The sequence below is a fragment of the Robertmurraya sp. FSL R5-0851 genome, from assembly GCF_038002965.1.
GTDB lineage: Bacteria > Bacillota > Bacilli > Bacillales > Cytobacillaceae > Robertmurraya_A > Robertmurraya_A beringensis.
Window position 1 is genome coordinate 4,129,364 of sequence record NZ_JBBOOE010000001.1, and the last position, 20,266, is coordinate 4,149,629.

Sequence of the window (20,266 nt, forward strand, 5' to 3'; positions counted from 1 at the left end):
ATAAGGATATATTTTATTTAAGGGGGTTAACCCTGTAATAACTGTGTTGCGGCTCCTTCGTCCGTAATTAATACGGTGTTCTTTGGAGCTTGCTTCATATAAGAGCGAATTGCTTTTTCCTTTGAAGCTCCACCAGCAACGGCGAGCACATGCCCGGTCTTTACTAGGTCATCGAGTTGAAGTCCAACTGTTCTTACTTTGTGGACCACTTCTCCCGCTTCGTTAAAGTAATACCCGAATGCTTCACCAACCGCTTGCCTTTCTTCGATTTTACGTAAGTCCTCCGCGCTTGTTCGCCGGCGTTGGGCCATTGTCATAGCGTCTCCTACTCCGTGTAAAACCATGCTTGCAGATTTGATTAAACCTAGAACTTCTTTAATATGAGGTTCCTTCAACATCATGTGGTACGTTTCACTGCTTACTTGATCAGGGACATAGAGCACCTTGTGGCTTGATTTGGTTCTTTCAGCCATTTTGGCACAAATGGTATTGGCTTGATTTTGAACATCTTCCCCAATTCCCCCACGTCCTGGTACAAAAAGAAGATCTTTGCCAAGGTCAGGAGTTAGCATCTCTGCTACAGTGGCCATTGTTGTACCACCAGTAACTGCGATGATATTTTTTCCCTGCAACGAATTTTTCATACAAAGAGCACAAGCTCTTCCTAATTCGCTTTTTACCCATGGTGACTCATCACTGTTACCCGCTACAATGATCACTTGCTGAATACCAAGTTTCCTTCGGAGTCTTTCTTCCATTTTGTCGATACCTGATATCTCACGCATAACCGCTTCTAATCCCTCTAGTAATTCCCTTCCATCTTCAGTTAGACTCATTCCTACACTTGATATAGTGATTAAATCTTGTTCTTTTAAGAAGGATACTTCACTTCTGAGGACTCGTTCTGTTACACCAAGACTGACAGATAAGCTTCGACGACCTACTGGCTCCATGGAACCTATGTATTGTAAAATGTGAAAACGTTCCTGCATAACAGAGAGCAAATCAGGTAATAATCTTTTTTGGATATCAATGATCGACTGCATATTGATGTCTCCTTCATCCTATATGGACATTTTATGTCCCTCATAGACATAATGTGTCCCGCTGAAGGTAAAAAAAATCACCCCTGCTACAAAACTTATTCTAACAGGTGCGATTTCCCTTTTCAACTCATATACGGTGTATTTTTTTTGTAAGCGCTTCGTTTATGAACATTTTGTCTAACTGTCCATACTGAAGCTCCTCTCCGTCCAGAACAACGACAGGAATCATTAACCCATACTGCTCTGTCCATTCATCATTTGTATCAATGTCTTTCTCAACGATTTCAAACTCCCAGCTTTCCTGAAGTTCGGCTAGGATCGCTTTTCCTTTTTCACATAATGGGCATCTTTTTCTAGTATAAAACTCAATAATCATTAAACAATCTCCTTTAAAATCTCTTTCGCTTTGATGAAGATGGGATTCCGAGCTGATCCCGGTACTTAGCCACTGTTCTCCTGGATATCACAAATCCATCGTTTTCTTTTAATATATCTAAAATTTCCTGATCGGAATAAGGCTTTGCTTTATCTTCCCCTTCGATCAGTTTCTTAATGGCATCTTTCACCTGATTAGACGATGTGGCCTCTGAATTGGTCGTGGAAACCATGTTCGTAAAGAACGATTTTAATTCAAATGTTCCAAATGGGGTTTGCATATACTTTTCACGGACCGCCCGGCTAACCGTGGACTCATGAACCTCTATTTCCTCTGCAATTTCTCTCATCGTCATCGGCTTTATGTGCAACGGCCCTTTTTCGAAAAAGTCCTGCTGTCTTTGCACAATCGCAAGTGACACCTTAGTAATCGTTTCCTTCCGTTGTTCTAAGCTTCTAACGATCCATGAGTAGTCCTGTTGCTTTTCTTGCAAATATTTGTTGAGGTTCGCATCTTTCACAGATGAAAATTGCTGATAATACTCCTGTTGGAACGTTAGCTTAGGGAGCACGTCATCGAACACACTAATTTCAAAGTGTTTCCCGTCCCATTTGACCGATACATCTGGAAACACATAAGACGGTGCTTCGTCCTGAAAGTCAGCCCCTGGACGCGGATTTAATGTTTGAACTAGGTCAAATGCCAATTGAATATCAGACAGACTAATGTTTAGTTGTTTGGATAATGTTTTCCATCTTTTTTCTGCAAACTCCTCAAAATGATTACTGACTAATTTTTCCGCTAAGGGATTTCGTTTCGGCATACGGATGAGCTGTAAATATAAACACTCCCCTAATGACCTCGCACCTACTCCAGCTGGTTCAAGGTCTTGAATAATAGAAACTAACGAGTCTACTTTCTCATGTGAAGTACCTAATTCAGTAGCAAGAGATTCGTCCCTCACTCCGATGTAACCGTTTCCATCAATGTATTCTAAAAAAGCCTTAAGTAGCTCCACATCCGAGTGGTTCACCACTTGAGCGTATAGATGGTCATAAAGGTTCGTAGCGGTTTTTCCTATTTGTTCAATCCAGTTTTGTTGATCTTTATCTATGACTCTCGTTTTTTTCGGTCGATCTTTGCGGGGATCCATCGTCTTAACATGGGAGGTTTCAATCTGAATAAGGGGATTTTCCAATGCTTTGCTTTCTAAAAAAGCCGTAAGCTCCTGGGAAGAATACTGAAGTAGAGTAATCGCTTGAGATAGCTCTTGCGTCATCTTTAATTTTAACGTCTGCTGTTGCCACAAACCTGCTTTTAAGTTCATCTTCTCACCCCCACTATCTATTTTACATGAAGATATGTGGGAATTGAATGGGTAGTTAATAAAAAAACACCTGTCTATATAGTGACAAGTGTTTTTTACTTAATGACGCCCTCGGAGGGAATCGAACCCCCATTTCAAGAACCGGAATCTTACGTGCTATCCGTTGCACCACGAGGGCAGAAAAGTGCTTATATGCAAAATAAGCGCTCTTACATCATACAAGATGATTCATTATGCTGTCAACGACTAGACGTCATTGCTTCAACTCTACTTCATATACTTCTCTATAAATTTCTCTTCTTCTTTCATACTTAACAGGCCAGTCGCTTTTCCAACATTTCCGTCCTGTAATTCCCATATCGTGTTATGGTCACTGACTGCTTGGGAAAAATCCCCCTCAAGCCATCTTTCAAGAATCCTGATATATGTGTTCGCATACTTATATTCATTTTCATTGGCAACTACCACATCGTAAAGTCGCTTAATTCGCTCTTCCGTAATAAGAATGGCTCCCCATTTCTTTTCGGCTTCCACCTTTTGATGTGACATATGGTGAATGGCAGATTGTACTTCGAATTCTTTTAAGTCACTTGGAAAAACCTGCTCCACGTTTTCATCTATTTGGATTTCAAGTCCTCCGTCTTCAACGGATGCCTCCGCTTCCTCCGCCTGCTTGAGCACCCTGTCCGTTCCACCGCTTGATGGAGTGGCATTTGTCCAATACGAAAATACACCAAAACCAGCCATGATTACGAGTCCTGTACTAATTGCTGCGATTTGTATTTTGTTGAGTTTGATGGCCTTTTTCGTTTCCACGTTTTCCACTCCCTTTGTTAACATTTTCTATATTTGTTATGTCGAATTGGCGGATTTCGTAGAGTTGAGGATGTTTTTGAATGTATTTTCGCGAACAACCAATCCCACTTCTCTCCCCCCATTATCATTATCCTACATTTTACAACAGTTCCTATTTCCAGTATAGTGGAAAAGCTCAACTTCTTGTTTAAAAAACTGCCCAGTGGGTATGATGGAAAGTGGGTTTATAAGTACATAGCAATTTGTGTCGAACAATTATGTAGCTATTTGTTTGACCTTTATTGACCATGCGTGTATCATGAAAATACATACAGTTTTACTTTAAACATACTTAATCAATTGTATGTTTGACTCTCAATTAAAGGAGGAAAAAGAAATGAATTTAATCCCTACAGTTATTGAGCAAACGAACCGTGGAGAGCGTGCATACGATATTTACTCACGCCTATTAAAAGACCGCATTATCATGCTTGGAAGTGGAATTGATGATAATGTGGCTAATTCAATCGTCGCTCAGTTATTATTTTTAGAAGCGGAAAATCCTGAAAAAGACATATCCATCTACATCAATTCACCAGGTGGTAGCATTACAGCTGGTATGGCCATCTACGACACGATGCAGTTCATTAAGCCTGATGTTCAAACCATTTGTATCGGTATGGCAGCATCAATGGGTGCATTCCTTCTTGCTGCTGGTACAAAAGGAAAGCGTTATGCTCTTCCAAATGCAGAAGTAATGATTCACCAACCGCTTGGTGGAGCACAAGGTCAAGCAACAGAAATCGAGATCGCTGCGAAGCGTATCCTTTTCCTTCGTGAAAAGTTAAACGGCATTCTTGCTGAGCGTACTGGTCAACCAATGGAAGTCATTTCTAAAGACACAGACCGCGACAACTTCATGACAGCTGATCGTGCAAAGGAATATGGCCTAGTTGACCATATCATTTCACGCAACACGCTTGAAACGAAGAAGGAAGAAAAATAAGATTTCAACAGTAAAAAAACTCGCTCTCATACTGGAGCGAGTTTTCTTATTATGCTTCTTTTTGAACGTATTTTTCTAATGCTTCAAGCGCTGCTTCTTCATCCGTTCCATTGACGATCAAATTCACAGATGAACCTGAGCTAACAGCTAAGCTCATAAGACCCATGATGCTCTTTGCATTGACCTTCTTACCGTCTTTCTCTAAAAATACTTCTGACGAAAAACGATTTGCTTCTTGTACAAACAACGCTGCAGGGCGTGCCTGTAAACCAGTCTTCAACTTGACTACTACTTGTTTTTCCACCATTCTTACTTTCCTCCCCTATCCTATTCTCTTTATCTATATCAATTACATGGTTTTACTCACGTTTTCCCCGACTCGGAGCTTTTCGGCAATTTCGTCAATTTTGCGCAGACGGTGATTGATACCTGATTTACTAATATTCCCTCCAGATACCATCTCCCCTAGCTCCTTCAATGTGACATCTTGGTAAGCAATCCGAAGCTCTGCAATTTCTCTAAGCTTTTCAGGTAAAATATGAAGACCTACTGTATCTTGAATAAATCGGATATTTTCAACCTGTCGTAAAGACGCACCAATCGTCTTGTTTAAGTTCGCCGTTTCACAATTGACCAACCGGTTCACCGAGTTACGCATATCTCGTACGATCCGAATGTCCTCAAACCTTAGTAAGGCATTATGGGCACCGATAATGTTTAGGAATTCGGTGATTTTTTCAGCTTCCTTTAAATACGTGATGAAGCCCTTTTTTCTTTCAAGCGTTTTACTATTTAAACCAAATGTATTCATCAATTCACATAAAGAGTCGTTATGCTCTTTATAAAGTGAAAAAATTTCGAGATGATAAGAGGATGTTTCCGGATTGTTCACCGAACCTCCTGCTAAAAATGCTCCACGTAAATAGGAGCGCTTACAGCATTTCTTTTTAATAAGTACCTCAGCAATATTGTGAGCAAACACAAATCCTTCTTCCAGGATAAATAAATCCTCTAAGATGATCTTTGCATCCTGTGATAGCCTTACAATATACACATTGTTCTTTTTCAATCTCATTTTCTTTCGAACGAGAAGTTCTACTTGAACGTCGTAGTATCTTTTTACCAACGTATAAATTCTTCGTGCAATCGCAGCATTTTCCGTTTGGATATCGACCACTAGTTTTCGATTAGAGAAGGACAATGAGCCATTCATTCGAATCAAAGCGGACAGTTCCGCTTTCCCGCAGCATCCTTTTCCTTCAATATTCGTTAACTCTTTTTTCGTTTCCGAAGCGAATGACACATCTTCACCTCCTACACAAACGGTTGCTTAAGTGTATCTACGCTTTAGACCGCTTGCGGGTTTCATTTATTAATAGAGAATATAAAATATTTGCTACTTCCCTCGTATCATGGCGGATGACTCCATTTTCAAGGCTCATGATTTCTCCCTCTACCACTTCAAGTCCTAAATCATATAGAGTAGTTAAATCAAAGTGTACAGGTTTTGCTAGCTCTTCGCTATAGCGAGTAAGAACCTCTTCTGGGATATGTTCCCTATTTACTAAAATGATGTTCATAAAATCACTCTTCATATGGTCGTAAATCGCTTTCACATGGTCGCTCGCGGAATAATCAAGCGTCTCGCCCGCTTGAGTCATTAAGTTGCATATATACACCTTCTTCGCCTTTGCACGGCACACTTCCTCGCCTAGCTTTGGTACAAGAAGATTAGGTAAGATACTAGTATATAAGCTTCCTGGTCCAATTACGATTAAATCCGCTTTTCGAATGGCTTGAAGAGTCTCTGGCAGTGGAGTCGCATCACCAGGTGTTAAAAACACCCGCTTGATCCGTTTTCCGGAGTAAGGAATTTTCGATTCCCCTGAAACGATCGTGCCGTCCTCCATTTCTGCATGCAACACCACACTTTGTGTGGCAGCTGGAAGCACCTTCCCACGCACGTTCAATACCTTACTCATCTCTTGGATGGCATGAGTAAAATTCCCTGTGATGGATGTCATCGCTGCTAAAATCAAATTACCAAGCGAATGACCAGATAATTCATTAGCAGTTGCAAAACGGTGCTGAAACATTTCCTCAATTAACGGTTCAACATCAGATAATGCCGCTAGCACATTGCGAACATCTCCGGGAGGAGGAATGTCCATTTCATCTCGAAGGCGTCCAGAGCTACCGCCATCGTCAGCAACCGTAACGATGGCCGTAATATCAACGGGAAACTTCTTTAATCCGCGAAGCAACACCGGTAGCCCTGTTCCGCCCCCAATAATCACAATTCGAGGCTGTCGAATCTTCGTCATGTAGTTTGTTCCTTTCTCCTTTCGATGTCACGATGAGTGATTCGAGTTTCATAGTCTTTTTCGAAGTGGTGTGCAATGTATTCAGTCAATGCCACCGAGCGATGCTGCCCACCAGTACATCCAATGGCCACCACAAGTTGCGCTTTCCCCTCACGCTTGTAATGAGGAAGCATAAAGGCTAACAACTCTGTTACTTTTTCTAAGAACTTCGTCGTCTCATTCCACTTCAGTACATACTTTGAAACATCCTCATCAAGACCCGTTTTTGGTCTCATCGATTCAATATAGTGCGGGTTTGGTAAAAAGCGAACATCGAAAACTAAATCTGCGTCAATCGGAATTCCGTACTTAAACCCAAAGCTCATCACATTGACCGTAAAGATGGTTTGCTTATTCACTGAAAACTCCGTTAAGATTTTTTCGCGTAATTCTTTTGGTTTCATTTGCGAGCTATTGTAAATGAGCTGTGCTCTTCCTTTTAGGTCCTCAAGCAACTCTCGCTCCAGCTGTATACCTTCTAATGGAAGTCCGGACGGAGCAAGAGGATGAGTACGTCGAGTTTCCTTGTAGCGACGAACAAGCGTGGAGTCATCCGCATCTAAGTATAGAATTTGCGGTGTCACCCATGATGTTTCTGCAAGATCATCGAGCGCCTTGAATAGGTGGTCGAAAAACTCTCTCCCCCTTAAATCCATTACAAGCGCTACCTTATTCATCTTATTTCCAGACTCTTTCATAAGTTCAAGAAATTTTGGCAATAAGGTTGGTGGCAGGTTATCTACACAGAAAAAACCAAGATCTTCGAAACTTTGAATGGCGACGGTTTTCCCTGCACCCGACATCCCCGTTATAATCACCATTTGTGTATCTTGTGTCGCTCCAGTACTCATAAAAATTCCTCCTTAGCTAGGATCAAGACGATATTGAATTAACTGAAAATCGGTTGTATATGTAAAAGTGCCATAGATGATTCCTTGACCGTGGATCATGTAGTCCAATATATGATAATCTCCTTCTGCCATCGGTAAATCTTTAATCTGATGAAAGTCATGCCAAGCAAGCTTTCCTTCCTCTGACTCATCCAGATTGATTCCATCAGCTTCTGTTCCAAAAAAGGTGAACATCATCCACTCAGAAACGACTTGGTCTCCATCTCTCATGATAAATGTAAAAATGCCCTTAATATTGGGGTTTCTCAAGTAAATACCGGTCTCTTCACGGTACTCTCGAATACAGCAGTCTCTCACTGATTCACCAGGCTCCATCTTTCCACCGGGAGCCACCCACCAGCCACGTCTAGGCTTTTGGAGCAGCAAGACTTTATTATCCTTTACCAATACACAATTTGTCACTCGTTGCACGCTTCAATCACCTCAGGGACTAGAATTAACGACTTTTATTCTTACTATTATACTATTTTTACAATGGGCTCACAATGAATAGGAAATGGACAAATATAAAAAAAGAGCACAGGACATGTTCCTGTGCCAAAGATATATATCTTAAAAGGGGGTCAATTTCAATTCTTATTCTACACGAACAATGTTTCACTACTGTTACAGTATAATTAATTGGAGATTACGTTTTGTAAAAAATAGGTGAAGCAATGCACCAAATATTTTATGAAGAAAAAAGCTAACCCCAAAAGGCTAGCTTTTCCTATGTTATGCTTTTTGCTTTAATGATTCCATTAGTTCTTCTACATAGTGTTGCGCAGCTTGAGCGGCGATACTTCCGTCACCTGTTGCGGTAACGATTTGACGAAGTGTTTTTTCGCGGATATCACCAGCGGCGAAAATACCAGGAACTTTTGTTTCCATACGGTCATTGGTTTCAATGTATCCGTCACTGTTCGTAATTCCAAGGTTCGCGAACGGCTTAGATAGAGGAACCATTCCGATGTAGATGAATACGCCATCTGCTTGGAATTCCCGCTCTGCCCCATCTTGTGTTGAAACAAGAGTGACACTACCTACCTTGCCGTCCTTATCATTGATCTGCTTCACTGTGTGATTCCAAATGAAATCAATTTTTTCATTGTCAAACGCACGTTGCTGAAGAATTTTTTGGGCACGAAGCTCGTCACGACGGTGAACGATTGTTACTTTAGAAGCGAAGCGTGTTAAGTACACTCCTTCTTCCACCGCAGAGTCTCCTCCACCAACAACGACAAGTTCTTTCCCTTTGAAAAAGGCGCCATCACAAACCGCACAGTAAGAAACCCCACGGCCTCCAAGCTCTTTTTCACCAGGAACGCCAATTTTCTTATATTCAGCACCAGTTGTAATAATCACTGCACGAGCTTTGTACTGCTTTGAACCAGCTACAACCGTCTTATACTCTTCACCATCAATGACTTCTTTTATATCGCCATATGCGTACTCAGCACCAAACTTTTTCGCGTGATCAAACATTTTTGTAGAAAGCTCAGGTCCTAATATATGGTCAAAACCTGGATAGTTTTCAACCTCTTCTGTGTTGGCCATTTGTCCGCCTGGCACACCGCGCTCGATCATTAATGTTGAAAGATTTGCACGTGATGTATACACAGCAGCCGTCATTCCAGCAGGACCAGCACCAGCGATAATGACATCATAAATTTTTTCTTCAGACACGTTTTATTCACTCCTTTTAAAAAAAGAAAACAATACTTGTATTAGTATTTCCTTGTTACTCTTATCCTATAAAACAAAGTGAGTGGAGTCCAAATATATGCTCACTAAATGAGCCCTTTTACAATTTTGACATATTTTTGGAGGGTGGAGCTGGATAAACTGTACAGCTTTGCCACCTGCTGCTGTGATGTTCGCTCCCCACGTTGCTTTCTCCACATATATTCGGTCGCAGCTGCCAAGGCCTTTGAGTTGTTTGCTTGCACATTTTCTTTCATAAGTCCTGGCAAAATGGTAAACCATAATAAAAACAAGCTCGACTGTGTCGTTCCAATCGGTTGATGCTGCTTATAAAGCTCCATGGCTGTTTCATGTCCAGAACGCATGATAGGTTTTTCACATGCTTCCATGCTTAAAAAATCAACATATTCCTTTTCTATCAAATACTTTGGCTTCATAGAAGTTAAAAGCTGCTCTTTTTCTGCCGATAAAGAAGCAAGGAATAAACCGAATAAACGCTCTTCAATAAAGCTGCTTTCTAGCTTTTGATGAATCGCTTTTGGAATATGTTCAAAGCCGGCCGCTTCTGGCTTATTCTTTTCCCATGGCTCATGCCCTTCTTTTTCAGGGCTAAATTCAAGAACTCTTTTCCATGCTTGCTCAGCCATGGATTGACGTTTCGTATGGTAAGCAGAGTAAGATAACCAGTAATAAAACGGTCCGTCCCCTTCAAAGCCCACTCGTTGCAGCTTTCTTAGCCAACCGTAAGCTAGCTCATACTCTCCAACAAGAGCAAAGCTTGCACCAAGTTTGAATTGATGTTCGTGCAGCATCGGCTTAATCTTTTTCAACACTTCTTTCAAGCTGTTCACTTTCTCTTTATCCTTTAGATAAAAAGCAAATACAAGCTTGTTGCACAGCGCATGCAGGTTGCCTGGATTTTTCGTGAGTACATCCTCAAGAATGTCGTCCGCCTTGCTAGTTTCACCTAAATAAAAATAAGCAAGAGCTAGGTTGTTGTAGGCTGACCAGTATTCAGGAAATTCCTCAATTACCTCTTCTAAAAGGTCAACCGCTCTTGGAAAATGTCCCGATTCTAATAAACGACGCGCCTCATCCTGTTTTACAATAAGATCGTCCTCTTCGTACAGATCCTCCTCAAGCTCCTCCGCCTCAAGAGTTAGCAAGTCGAGTAATTCTTCCGTATCCTCAACAAACTCTCCGTCCTGGTCAAGCTTTAAATACAGCGACGCGTGTGTGTATGCATCTTTAAAAAGACCGAGATGTGCGTAGTTGTTAGCCAAGAAATAATGGCACTCGAGCATATGCTCATCCAGCTCTTCTAAAATTTCGTGCAAATAGCGATTGGACTGTTGATAATCACCAAGCTCCGTACATACAATCGCCAGCTGACAATAAATCATTGGTTCGCCCGGCTCTAATTGAATCGCGCGCTCCAAATACTTTTTTGATTTATAAAAATCCCTCCGTTGATACGCCTTTAAGCCTTTCGCAAAGTAGTATTCACCAGTTGGATGAAAAGACAATAATTTACCTTTAGGTTGATATGCTTTAGAGTCTTTGCTCATGAAATCCTCCATTTAACGTGTTTACAAGCACTTCTTAGATGTAATGAAGTAATTTATAAAAAAATAAGTTTAACCTAATTATTATATCATAAGTCCTAGTTGGCTGAAACCATGAATGTAGAAAGACTATTAGACGAAGCTTGTCTAAAAACAAAAAACCAGCCCCTCGGCTGGTTATTTTGCTGATGATTTTTCATGTCGCTTATTTAATACAGATAAGACATCTCGAGCTGGCAAGCCTTGCTCCACCAACAATACATATAAGTGGTACAATAAATCGGCTGCTTCCCACTTTAGCTCCTCAGCATCGCGGTTTTTCGCAGCGATGATGACTTCAGATGCTTCTTCGCCGACCTTTTTCAAAATCTTATCAACGCCTTTTTCAAACAAGTACGTCGTGTATGCACCTTCTGGACGTTCTTTTTCACGGTTGCGAATCAACTGCTCAAGTTCAAATAAAATTTGGTAGTCTGCTAGGCTTTCCGCTCCAGACGCTGCCTCTTCACCTGTGAACACACTCTCTGTAAAACAGCTGGTTGTTCCGTTGTGGCAAGCAGGACCAGCTGGTTCTACTAGTACAACCACTGCATCTTGGTCACAATCGAACTTCATATCAACGATTTTCTGTGTATTCCCGCTTGTTGCCCCTTTATGCCAAAGCTCCTGACGTGATCGGCTGTAAAACCATGTTTCACGCGTTTCTATCGATTTATTTAAAGACTCTTTGTTCATATACGCAAGGGTTAATACTTCCTTCGTCACCGCATCCTGAACGATTGCCGGCAGCAAGCCGTTTTCATCAAACTTTACATTCATCGTACGTTCACCCCTTTTTCTTTTAGAAATGATTTCACTTCTTCAACTGATGTTTCCTTGTAGTGGAAAATTGATGCCGCTAGCGCTGCATCTGCCTTTGCTTCTAAAAAGGCTTCCGCAAAATGCGCAGAGTTTCCTGCTCCCCCGGAGGCGATGACTGGAACAGAAACCGTTTCGCTCACCGCACGAGTTAAGGCCACATCAAAGCCCTTCTTTTCTCCGTCACTATCCATACTTGTTAATAGGATCTCTCCTGCCCCACGACGAACCGCTTCTTTTGCCCATTCTATGACTTCATACTCGGTAGCTTTTCGCCCACCATGTGTAAAAACACGCCAAGAACCAAGCTCTTTATCGAATTTCGCATCAATAGCAACGACGATACACTGTGTTCCGAAGAAGTTCGCTCCTTCGGTTATAAGCTCAGGATTTAGCACAGCAGCCGTATTCAATGACACCTTATCAGCACCAGCACGTAAAATGCGCTTCATATCTTCTAGGGAATTAATCCCCCCACCTACAGTAAACGGAATTGCTAGCTCGGAAGCAACCGATTTAACCACATCCACCATCGTTCCGCGACCTTCATGCGAAGCAGAAATATCTAAAAAGACTAACTCATCTGCTCCTTGCTCATCGTAAAAACGAGCCAGTTCCACGGGGTCTCCTGCATCGCGTAGCTGTACGAACTGAATTCCTTTTACCACACGACCGTCCTTCACATCCAGGCAGGGAATAATACGCTTTGTTAGCATGTTACTTCACCTCTTTCAATGCTTCAGGAACAGAGAATCGACCTTCATAAATCGCTTTTCCCACAATCGCACCGCTCACACCTTTACCTACAAGCTCCTTCAATGCTCGCAGATCAGCAAGTTCACTTACCCCGCCAGAGGCGATGACGCTTTTTCCTGTTTCAACCGCCAGCTTTTCTACCGCCAATAAGTTCGGACCAGAAAGCATCCCATCTGTTGCGATATCTGTAAAAATAAATGTCTCTGCACCGGCTTCAGCTAGACGCTTACCAAGCTCAACCGCTGTGACAGAAGAAGTATCGAGCCAACCATGCGTTGCCACATAGCCATCCTTCGCATCGAGCCCGATCGCGATCTTTTCTCCGTACTTTTGAATCATTTCAATAGCAAACTCTGGGTTTGATACGGCCACACTCCCGATAATGACACGTGATACGCCATTGTTTAGGTAATGAAGAATATCTTCCTCCGTACGAATCCCACCACCAATTTGTACTTTCGCATCAAGCTTTTGGGCAGCCTCGATCACAAAACGATCGTTCACACGCTTGCCATCCTTTGCTCCGTCAAGGTCGACCATATGTATCCACTCGGCTCCTGCATCGGCAAAGCTTTTCGCCATATCAAATGGAGAATCTCCATACACGGTTTCTTGATTATAATCTCCTTGTAAAAGGCGGACGCATTTGCCCCCGCGCATATCAATTGCTGGATAAATAGTAAAGCTCATCGTGCCACCCTTTCTTTCGTTAGCTCAGTAAAATTACGCAATAGCTCCATGCCTAGCTTGCTGCTTTTTTCCGGATGAAATTGCATACCGAATACATTTCCTCGACCTACTACAGCAGGTACTTCCACGTCATAATCGCAGCTAGCGATGACAACCTCATGATCCGGTGTATTTACGTAATACGAGTGAACAAAATACACAAAGTCTTCATGAATATTTTCTAAAATCGGCGAGGTACAGAAGAAGTGAATATTGTTCCAGCCCATATGCGGAACCTTGTACGCCTCTCCTTCAGGAGTTTCTCCGGGAAAACGAATCACGTTTCCTGGTAGTAACGCTAACCCCTTTGTTAAGCCGTTCTCTTCGCTTTCTTCAAATAACAGCTGCATACCAAGGCAAATACCTAGCAATGGCTTTCCAGTTTTCACATATTCCTTGATCATCGTAGTCAGGCCTGATTCGTTCAGCTTTTCCATAGCATCTTTAAACGATCCAACCCCTGGTAAGATTAAGCTATCAGCTTGTAGCAGTTCGCTAGCATCCTCTGAAATGAAGTAAGGAGCTTCGAGCCGTTCGAGGGCCTTCGAAACGCTGAACAAATTCCCCATGCCGTAATCAATAATTCCGATCATTTACAACATCCCTTTCGTTGATGGAACGCCCTTTATTCTTGGGTCAATCGTGGTTGCTTCATCCAATGCTCTAGCTAACGCTTTAAAAATTGCTTCAATGATATGGTGTGTATTTTGACCATAGTGAACAATCACATGGAGGTTCATTCGTGCTTCAAGGGCAAGCTTCCAAAGAAATTCATGAACTAACTCGGTGTCAAAGGTTCCAACCTTTTGACTTGGGAAGTGTGCGCGCATTTCTAAATGCGGACGATTGCTTAAGTCAACGACGACTTGTGCAAGTGTCTCATCCATTGGTACAAAAGCATTTCCGTAGCGCTTGATTCCTTTTTTATCGCCTAACGCTTCACGAAGGACTTGTCCTAAGCAGATACCAATATCCTCTGTTGTGTGGTGATCGTCCACCTCTGTGTCACCCTTGGCGTTGATGGTTAAGTCAAATTGACCGTGCTTGGTGAAGAGATCAAGCATATGTGTCATAAAAGGAACGCCCGTCTCTAGTTCTGATTTACCTTCCCCATCAATCGTTAAAGCAAGTTCTATATTTGTTTCACCTGTTTTTCTTGTTATACTTGCTGACCTTGTCATCCCGAATCCTCCTGTTCAAAAAAGTGTTGGTCAAGGGGTCGTTTCACCCTCCGTGCGCTGGTGTTGCTACGCAACAAAGGCTTCTTCGGGTGGAAACGCCCCCTATTCCATTTATTTAAATCGTGATTCCACCGCTCTTGCGTGAGCTTCTAGGCCTTCGAGTCTTGCGAAGGCGGCGATTTTCTCGACGTTTTGTTGTAAGGCTTTTTCACTGTAAGAGATAATGCTTGATTTCTTTTGGAAATCGTCTACGTTTAATGGGCTTGAGAAACGGGCGGTTCCGTTAGTTGGCAGCACATGGTTGGGGCCTGCGAAATAGTCTCCGACTGGTTCGGAACTGTATCGACCGATAAAAATGGCACCCGCATGTTTGATTTGCCCTAAAAGCTCCATTGGATTAGCCGTCATTACTTCTAAATGCTCTGGCGCCAATGTGTTAATCGTCGCAATCGCTTCTTCTAATGTGTCCGCCACATAAATCGCTCCATATTCAGCGATCGATTGTTCGGCAATGGCTTTACGAGGAAGTGTTTCGAGCTGACGAACAACCTCTTTAGAAACCTGTTCCGCTAACTCTTGCGATGTGGTAACAAGCACACAACATGCTCTTTCATCATGCTCAGCCTGAGAAAGTAGATCTGCAGCCACTTCGCTTGCTCGAGCTGTGTTATCTGCTAAAACAGCAATTTCACTAGGACCTGCAATCATATCAATGGCCACGTCACCGAAAACTTCACGCTTGGCTAGGGCCACATAGATGTTACCTGGTCCGACGATTTTATCAACAGGCTGAATCGCTTCTGTTCCATAAGCAAGAGCGGCAACTGCTTGTGCTCCCCCTACCTTAAAAATCTCCTTCACACCAGCTTCTTGAGCCGCAACAACGACGGCTGCCGGTAACTTTCCATTAGCACCTGGAGGAGACACCATGACGATGCGTTCAACCCCAGCCACTTTTGCTGGCATCACATTCATAAGAACAGACGATGGGTACGCCGCAGTTCCACCTGGCACATACACCCCAACAGAATCAAGTGGAGTGACCTTTTGACCAAGAATCGTTCCGTTCGCTTCAGTCGTGAGCCATGAATTGCGAACCTGCTTTTCGTGAAACGAGCGAATATTTTCAGCTGCTTCCTTAATAATCGCCACATACTCCGCACCTGTTTCCTCGTATGCTTCACGAATTTCTTCTTCAGAAACCTGCATCGATGTTAACGTGGCACGATCAAATTTTTCTGTATAGGAAAATAGAGCCGTATCTCCATTTTTTCGTACATCTTCAATAATTGCCTTTACCGTTTGGCGTTGCTCCTCGGTTCCTGCATCCACCGAACGCTTAATGCTAACTGCCTCACTCACCTTTAGAATTCTCATCCTATTTTAGCTCCTTACTCCGTGAATCACGTCTGTTAACTTATCAACGATCTCACTAATTCGCTCATCCTTTGTTCGGTAGCTGACCGGATTTACGATCAGACGAGAGGTAATATCGGCAATGCGCTCATATTCTACTAGTCCATTTTCAACTAGTGTTTTTCCTGTAGACACGATATCTACGATGCGATCAGATAATCCGATGATCGGTGCCAGTTCGATCGAACCATTCAGCTTGATGATCTCCACCTGTTCTCCTTGTTCACGGAAGTAGGCAGCAGCCACATTCGGATACTTGCTAGCCACCTTTGGAGCCACATCGTTCATTTTTGTATTTGGCAAACCTGCAACCGCCAAGTAGCAGGCACTAATTTTCAAATCTAATAGTTCATACACATCACGCTCTTCTTCAAGCATAACATCTTTCCCTGCAATTCCTAAATCAGCCACGCCGTGTTCTACATAAGTAGGGACGTCCATCGGCTTCGCTAAAATAAAGCGAAATTGCTCTTGTTCCACATCGATAATGAGCTTGCGAGAGTCTTCAAACTCTGGTGGAAGATTGAAGCCCGCTTGACGGAGAAGCTCGACTGCTTCGTCAAAAATTCGCCCCTTCGGCATTGCAATTGTTAGCATTTCCTTCACTGTTAAGACCCCCTGCCTGCTTTTCCGATTAAAAAGACGATATCTGTATATTGATTCGTACATGCATCAATATTTTTCACACCATTGATATCTTGTAACACGACTTTTTCTCCGATGGCGCGTCTTTCTTTTGCCACCGTGTACGCTTCTTGTCGTCGTTCATCACTGAATAAAATACATGTCATCGGTGTTTCTTCTGATACTCCACCAAGCGCTTCAATTAAGCGGTCTAAGTATAGTGCAAACCCGGTCGCTCCCGTTGCCTTCCCGAACTTTTCTAAAAGAAGATCATATCTGCCGCCATTTCCAATTGGTGTACCTACCGCGTGAGAATACACTTCAAACACGATTCCTGTGTAGTAGCTCATATGACTAATAAGTGTTAGGTCAAACTTCAGCTTATCTTCCTCACCAAAGGCTACGACAATCTCCCACAATTGCTGAAGCTGAGAAAGGGCTTCACGACCACTTTCGTTTTCAATAATATCATTCGCAAAGCTTAGAACCTCCTCGCCTCCGCGAAGCTTTAGGAAATCCAATAATCTTTGCTTATCAATGGAAGATAACGCAAGGTTTTTTACATGCTCACGGTATCCTACATAATTTTTTTCATATAAATATTTCGTTAATGCTTGGGCCCGCTCTTCCGTTCCTAGAATTTGCTGGAACAATGTCTGAACAAAGCCGATATGACCAACGGAAATTTGGAACTTAGGTAGTCCAACCTCACGTAATGACGAGATTAATAGAGCGATGACCTCTCCGTCTGCGCTAATCGTATGGTCGCCAATACACTCCACACCGATTTGCTCAAACTCTGCTGGTCTGCCCCCTTCTCTTTGCTGTGCTCTGTAAACATTCGCCGAGTAGGCCAAACGCAGTGGCAAGTCTTCCTTTAACAGCTTAGATGCTGCCACACGCGCGATTGGGGCAGTCATATCCGGTCTCAGCACAAGTGTATGACCTTGTGAATCTAATAATTTAAACAGCTGCTGGTCAAGAATAGCCGAAGCTGTTCCGACCGTTTCATAATATTCAAGTGCGGGCGTTTCAATAAACTGGAAGCCCCAACGTTTCATTTCAGATTTGATCGCATCTCTAGCAATGCTTTTCGTTTCGTATAATCCTGGAAGAGTATCCCTCATTCCAAGTGGTTTTTCGAACATAAACAAACGACTCAAGACAATCACCTCTATATCAAAATGTTCCGAATCCTTTAGTTCGCTAATATGTTAGCAAATTGAAGTTATATGTAGTTTACTCCTTTCTCAAGGAAGTCGTCAACTGAAAAATTGGTAACAAAGTCGATTGGCGTCCATTCTCTTCGCTGTTATTGCTAGCGCAATAAAGGCTCGATTATGTACACCAATCGACAATGATATAAAAAAAGCCTCACTAACTACTGTTAATGAAGCTTTTCTTTTCCGTAAATCGGATCCTCTTCCCATCTTGCTGTGAGCTCTTCTTTTGTGTAAATCACTCGCATGGGGTTGCCACCAACGAACGCTCCTGCTGGAACATCCTTATGGACGAGCGTTCCCGCTGATACAATGGCTCCGTCTCCAATCGTGATGCCAGGTAAAATCGTGGTATTTGCTCCGATCATTACTTCGCTCCCGATTTGCACTTCTCCTAACCGATACTCTTTGATTAAGTATTCGTGTGCAAGGATCGTGGTGTTATAACCGATGACCGTATTTTTGCCCACGCTGATTTTTTCTGGAAACATAATGTCAAGCATAACCATAAGAGCAAACGAGGTTTGGTCACCAATATTCATTTTTAGAAATGTTCGATACAACCAGTTTTTCATTCCTAAAAATGGTGTATATCGTGCGAGTTGGATTACAATGAAGTTTTTGACGACTTTTACAAAAGGGACGGTTTTGTATACATGCCAGAGAGAGTTCGCTCCTTCAACTGGGTAGCGAGTTGTCCTTCTCATTATCCTTCTGCCTCTAAAATCGCCAGTAAATCAGTCATGTTTTCAAGCATATAATCTGGATTATATTTGGCTAAATAGTCACGACCTTTAATCGACCAGGCCACTGCAGCCGTTCTTACTCCCGCATTTCTCCCTCCTAAAATATCATGATGGTTATCTCCAACCATGATCGCTTCCTCTGGAGTAGAATGCAGTTTTTCTAATGCCATACGTACCGGACCTGGGTCTGGCTTTGCTTTTTCCACATGATCAAGTGCCACGACAATTTCAAAATAAGGATCTAGCTCGGTTAGCTTCAACCCTTTCATCACAACGTCAGACATTTTCGACGTCACGATTCCAATCTTATAACCTTTGTCCTTCAAGGCAATAACCGTTTCTTTTACACCCTCGAACTCTTTTACAAGCGAATCGTGATTACTAATGTTAAAGGATCGATAAGTCTTTATCATTTCCTCGACATTATCCGGATTCATTCCACCAAATGTTTCTACGAGCGTTGGTCCCATAAACGGGATCACATCCTCACGCTTGTATTGGTCAGGATAATAGTGCTGTAAGGTGTGTAGAAAGGATTGAATAATCAGTTCGTTTGTATCAATTAATGTTCCGTCTAAATCAAATAAGATGGTTGTTGTTTTAGTGGTCATAGACTGTTTCCTTTCGTTTTGAGAACTCCACTCGCTTCCATACCTTCACCACGATGGCGGTCAATACGATCGCCAATACTAAACGGATGAGTAGTAAAGGAAGGACAGGTATTCCTAATGGTAAAAAGATGAGGGTATCTTCCACAACGGCGTGGCAGGCTGCGAGGAAAATGAATGCAATCGTTACGTCCTTTTTGCTCACTCCATCCTCTTTTACAGCCTGAATCATGACGCCCGCTCCATACGCAAGGCCAAAGATCAATCCTGCCGCAAGAGTGGTTGATGTATTTTCCTTCATTCCTAATGCTCTTGTCACTGGTGCCATCCATCGAGAAAACACCTGAAGCCATTTTAAGTCCTTTAAAATTTGAATCACAATCATTAACGGCATGACAATCATAGCTAACTGAACAATTCCAAGTGCGGCTGTTTGCAAAGCATCGAGAAGAACAGGAATGACTCCACTCACACTTTCTTCTTTCGCTGCCACCAGCCCGTATTGCGCACGTTCACTTCCACCTTGCCACACAAGGTTTATCACAATTCCTGAAAAAATGGCCAATCCAATTCTAACGGTAAGAGCAATCCAAAGCTTCACGCCTACCTTTATGGCGACGCTCGATTCCACGAGCATATTATGTGAAAAAGAAAGCATAACTGCGATAATAAACACTTCTTTTACCGATAAATCAATCGTAAGCATGGCGCCGATGGCCGCGTACAGGTTGAGAAAGTTTCCTAGTACGAGAGGAATTGCTGCGTCACCAGAAAGTCCAAAAATCCCCATCAAAGGAGTAATTAACTGTATCACCCATGGCAGAACAGGGGTGTGCTGCAGCAAAGCAACGATAAGGGCAACCGGAAATATTATTTTCCCCAATGCCCAAACGGTCTTCAAACCGACGAAAAACCCTGCTTTCGTAGATTGTAGCATCTTCTCTCCGTGCTCCCTTATTTGTATTAGGATGAGGGCAGTTTCCCCTGAAGCCAGCCTTTGTTGCGTAGCAACACCAGGTGGCGAAAGGCGAAACTGTCCCTCTCACTTATTTCATA

At 42.6% G+C, this 20,266-nt stretch carries 23 protein-coding genes and 1 tRNA gene; 1 reads left to right on the top strand and 23 read right to left on the bottom strand.

Translation table 11 applies throughout. The features are described from left to right. Positions 1–26: 26 nt before the first annotated feature. The 5 genes from MKX65_RS21210 to MKX65_RS21230 form a co-directional block, all read right to left on the bottom strand. The gene (locus tag MKX65_RS21210; RefSeq protein ID WP_340905452.1) at positions 27–1,046 is read right to left on the bottom strand and encodes a sugar-binding transcriptional regulator; all 1,020 of its coding nucleotides are present in this window, start codon (positions 1,044–1,046) and stop codon (positions 27–29) included. A gap of 127 nt (positions 1,047–1,173) precedes the next feature. Further along, on the bottom strand, positions 1,174–1,422 hold the full coding sequence (locus MKX65_RS21215; RefSeq protein WP_340905453.1) for a glutaredoxin family protein: 249 nt from the start codon (positions 1,420–1,422) through the stop codon (positions 1,174–1,176). 13 nt (positions 1,423–1,435) lie between these two features. Beyond that, positions 1,436–2,749, bottom strand: coding sequence for an RNA polymerase factor sigma-54 (gene rpoN / locus MKX65_RS21220; protein ID WP_340905455.1), 1,314 nt, complete (start codon positions 2,747–2,749; stop codon positions 1,436–1,438). 106 nt (positions 2,750–2,855) lie between these two features. Then, positions 2,856–2,927: transfer RNA gene (locus tag MKX65_RS21225), tRNA-Arg, on the bottom strand. A gap of 89 nt (positions 2,928–3,016) precedes the next feature. After that, a complete protein-coding gene (locus MKX65_RS21230) occupies positions 3,017–3,565 on the bottom strand; it encodes a DUF6241 domain-containing protein (RefSeq protein WP_340905456.1) in 549 nt (182 codons plus the stop codon). Between the two features lie 343 nt (positions 3,566–3,908). Here MKX65_RS21230 and clpP point away from each other — a divergent pair, with 343 nt between their 5' ends. Continuing rightward, entirely contained in the window at positions 3,909–4,550 is a 642-nt protein-coding gene (clpP, locus tag MKX65_RS21235) for an ATP-dependent Clp endopeptidase proteolytic subunit ClpP (RefSeq protein ID WP_340905457.1), read from the top strand. A gap of 49 nt (positions 4,551–4,599) precedes the next feature. Here clpP and MKX65_RS21240 read toward each other — a convergent pair whose 3' ends face one another. From MKX65_RS21240 to MKX65_RS21325, 18 genes are all read right to left on the bottom strand, one after another. Beyond that, the gene (locus MKX65_RS21240; protein ID WP_119709969.1) at positions 4,600–4,857 is read right to left on the bottom strand and encodes an HPr family phosphocarrier protein; all 258 of its coding nucleotides are present in this window, start codon (positions 4,855–4,857) and stop codon (positions 4,600–4,602) included. 42 nt (positions 4,858–4,899) lie between these two features. Beyond that, on the bottom strand, positions 4,900–5,853 hold the full coding sequence (whiA, locus tag MKX65_RS21245; RefSeq protein WP_340905459.1) for a DNA-binding protein WhiA: 954 nt from the start codon (positions 5,851–5,853) through the stop codon (positions 4,900–4,902). Positions 5,854–5,890: 37 nt separating this feature from the next. Beyond that, entirely contained in the window at positions 5,891–6,874 is a 984-nt protein-coding gene (locus MKX65_RS21250) for a gluconeogenesis factor YvcK family protein (RefSeq protein WP_340905460.1), read from the bottom strand. Then, entirely contained in the window at positions 6,871–7,764 is an 894-nt protein-coding gene (gene rapZ / locus MKX65_RS21255) for an RNase adapter RapZ (protein WP_340905461.1), read from the bottom strand. Before rapZ ends, MKX65_RS21250 begins: the two co-directional genes overlap by 4 nt. Before the next feature lie 12 nt (positions 7,765–7,776). Further along, on the bottom strand, positions 7,777–8,235 hold the full coding sequence (locus MKX65_RS21260; protein ID WP_340905463.1) for an NUDIX hydrolase: 459 nt from the start codon (positions 8,233–8,235) through the stop codon (positions 7,777–7,779). A 303-nt stretch (positions 8,236–8,538) separates the two neighbouring features. Further along, on the bottom strand, positions 8,539–9,489 hold the full coding sequence (trxB, locus tag MKX65_RS21265) for a thioredoxin-disulfide reductase (protein WP_340905465.1): 951 nt from the start codon (positions 9,487–9,489) through the stop codon (positions 8,539–8,541). Positions 9,490–9,593: 104 nt separating this feature from the next. Continuing rightward, positions 9,594–11,075, bottom strand: coding sequence for a tetratricopeptide repeat protein (locus MKX65_RS21270; protein WP_340905467.1), 1,482 nt, complete (start codon positions 11,073–11,075; stop codon positions 9,594–9,596). Positions 11,076–11,249: 174 nt separating this feature from the next. Then, positions 11,250–11,891 (bottom strand): bifunctional phosphoribosyl-AMP cyclohydrolase/phosphoribosyl-ATP diphosphatase HisIE, encoded by a 642-nt coding sequence (gene hisIE, locus MKX65_RS21275; protein ID WP_340905469.1) that lies wholly within the window; start codon positions 11,889–11,891, stop codon positions 11,250–11,252. Continuing rightward, positions 11,888–12,646 carry an imidazole glycerol phosphate synthase subunit HisF gene (hisF, locus tag MKX65_RS21280; RefSeq protein ID WP_340905470.1) on the bottom strand — a complete coding sequence of 253 codons (759 nt, stop codon included), beginning with the start codon at positions 12,644–12,646 and terminating at the stop codon, positions 11,888–11,890. Before hisF ends, hisIE begins: the two co-directional genes overlap by 4 nt. Before the next feature lies 1 nt (position 12,647). Continuing rightward, complete coding sequence (hisA, locus tag MKX65_RS21285; protein WP_119709978.1) at positions 12,648–13,376, bottom strand: 1-(5-phosphoribosyl)-5-[(5-phosphoribosylamino)methylideneamino]imidazole-4-carboxamide isomerase; 729 nt, start codon at positions 13,374–13,376, stop codon at positions 12,648–12,650. Further along, a complete protein-coding gene (gene hisH / locus MKX65_RS21290; RefSeq protein WP_340905471.1) occupies positions 13,373–14,008 on the bottom strand; it encodes an imidazole glycerol phosphate synthase subunit HisH in 636 nt (211 codons plus the stop codon). Before hisH ends, hisA begins: the two co-directional genes overlap by 4 nt. Further along, positions 14,009–14,596 carry an imidazoleglycerol-phosphate dehydratase HisB gene (gene hisB / locus MKX65_RS21295; protein ID WP_160548671.1) on the bottom strand — a complete coding sequence of 196 codons (588 nt, stop codon included), beginning with the start codon at positions 14,594–14,596 and terminating at the stop codon, positions 14,009–14,011. Between the two features lie 111 nt (positions 14,597–14,707). After that, positions 14,708–15,973 carry a histidinol dehydrogenase gene (gene hisD / locus MKX65_RS21300; protein WP_340905473.1) on the bottom strand — a complete coding sequence of 422 codons (1,266 nt, stop codon included), beginning with the start codon at positions 15,971–15,973 and terminating at the stop codon, positions 14,708–14,710. 6 nt (positions 15,974–15,979) lie between these two features. After that, complete coding sequence (hisG, locus tag MKX65_RS21305) at positions 15,980–16,618, bottom strand: ATP phosphoribosyltransferase (protein ID WP_119709982.1); 639 nt, start codon at positions 16,616–16,618, stop codon at positions 15,980–15,982. A gap of 2 nt (positions 16,619–16,620) precedes the next feature. Next, complete coding sequence (locus MKX65_RS21310; protein ID WP_160548669.1) at positions 16,621–17,799, bottom strand: ATP phosphoribosyltransferase regulatory subunit; 1,179 nt, start codon at positions 17,797–17,799, stop codon at positions 16,621–16,623. A gap of 224 nt (positions 17,800–18,023) precedes the next feature. Further along, complete coding sequence (locus MKX65_RS21315) at positions 18,024–18,563, bottom strand: DapH/DapD/GlmU-related protein (RefSeq protein WP_160548668.1); 540 nt, start codon at positions 18,561–18,563, stop codon at positions 18,024–18,026. Beyond that, on the bottom strand, positions 18,563–19,213 hold the full coding sequence (ppaX, locus tag MKX65_RS21320; protein ID WP_340905476.1) for a pyrophosphatase PpaX: 651 nt from the start codon (positions 19,211–19,213) through the stop codon (positions 18,563–18,565). The genes MKX65_RS21315 and ppaX overlap by 1 nt, the downstream gene beginning before the upstream one ends. Beyond that, positions 19,203–20,147 carry a nucleoside recognition domain-containing protein gene (locus tag MKX65_RS21325; protein WP_340905478.1) on the bottom strand — a complete coding sequence of 315 codons (945 nt, stop codon included), beginning with the start codon at positions 20,145–20,147 and terminating at the stop codon, positions 19,203–19,205. The genes ppaX and MKX65_RS21325 overlap by 11 nt, the downstream gene beginning before the upstream one ends. Positions 20,148–20,266: the final 119 nt, after the last annotated feature.

Coding starts and splice junctions, on each gene's coding strand:
- MKX65_RS21210 (WP_340905452.1), bottom strand. CDS start 1,046: ATGCAGTCGATCATTGATATCCAAAAAAGATTATTACCTGATTTGCTC.
- MKX65_RS21215 (WP_340905453.1), bottom strand. CDS start 1,422: ATGATTATTGAGTTTTATACTAGAAAAAGATGCCCATTATGTGAAAAA.
- rpoN (WP_340905455.1), bottom strand. CDS start 2,749: ATGAACTTAAAAGCAGGTTTGTGGCAACAGCAGACGTTAAAATTAAAG.
- clpP (WP_340905457.1), top strand. CDS start 3,909: ATGTTTGACTCTCAATTAAAGGAGGAAAAAGAAATGAATTTAATCCCT.
- MKX65_RS21240 (WP_119709969.1), bottom strand. CDS start 4,857: ATGGTGGAAAAACAAGTAGTAGTCAAGTTGAAGACTGGTTTACAGGCA.
- MKX65_RS21250 (WP_340905460.1), bottom strand. CDS start 6,874: ATGACGAAGATTCGACAGCCTCGAATTGTGATTATTGGGGGCGGAACA.
- rapZ (WP_340905461.1), bottom strand. CDS start 7,764: ATGAGTACTGGAGCGACACAAGATACACAAATGGTGATTATAACGGGG.
- MKX65_RS21270 (WP_340905467.1), bottom strand. CDS start 11,075: ATGAGCAAAGACTCTAAAGCATATCAACCTAAAGGTAAATTATTGTCT.
- hisIE (WP_340905469.1), bottom strand. CDS start 11,891: ATGAATGTAAAGTTTGATGAAAACGGCTTGCTGCCGGCAATCGTTCAG.
- hisF (WP_340905470.1), bottom strand. CDS start 12,646: ATGCTAACAAAGCGTATTATTCCCTGCCTGGATGTGAAGGACGGTCGT.
- hisA (WP_119709978.1), bottom strand. CDS start 13,376: ATGAGCTTTACTATTTATCCAGCAATTGATATGCGCGGGGGCAAATGC.
- hisH (WP_340905471.1), bottom strand. CDS start 14,008: ATGATCGGAATTATTGATTACGGCATGGGGAATTTGTTCAGCGTTTCG.
- hisB (WP_160548671.1), bottom strand. CDS start 14,596: ATGACAAGGTCAGCAAGTATAACAAGAAAAACAGGTGAAACAAATATA.
- hisD (WP_340905473.1), bottom strand. CDS start 15,973: ATGAGAATTCTAAAGGTGAGTGAGGCAGTTAGCATTAAGCGTTCGGTG.
- MKX65_RS21315 (WP_160548668.1), bottom strand. CDS start 18,563: ATGAGAAGGACAACTCGCTACCCAGTTGAAGGAGCGAACTCTCTCTGG.
- ppaX (WP_340905476.1), bottom strand. CDS start 19,213: ATGACCACTAAAACAACAACCATCTTATTTGATTTAGACGGAACATTA.
- MKX65_RS21325 (WP_340905478.1), bottom strand. CDS start 20,147: ATGCTACAATCTACGAAAGCAGGGTTTTTCGTCGGTTTGAAGACCGTT.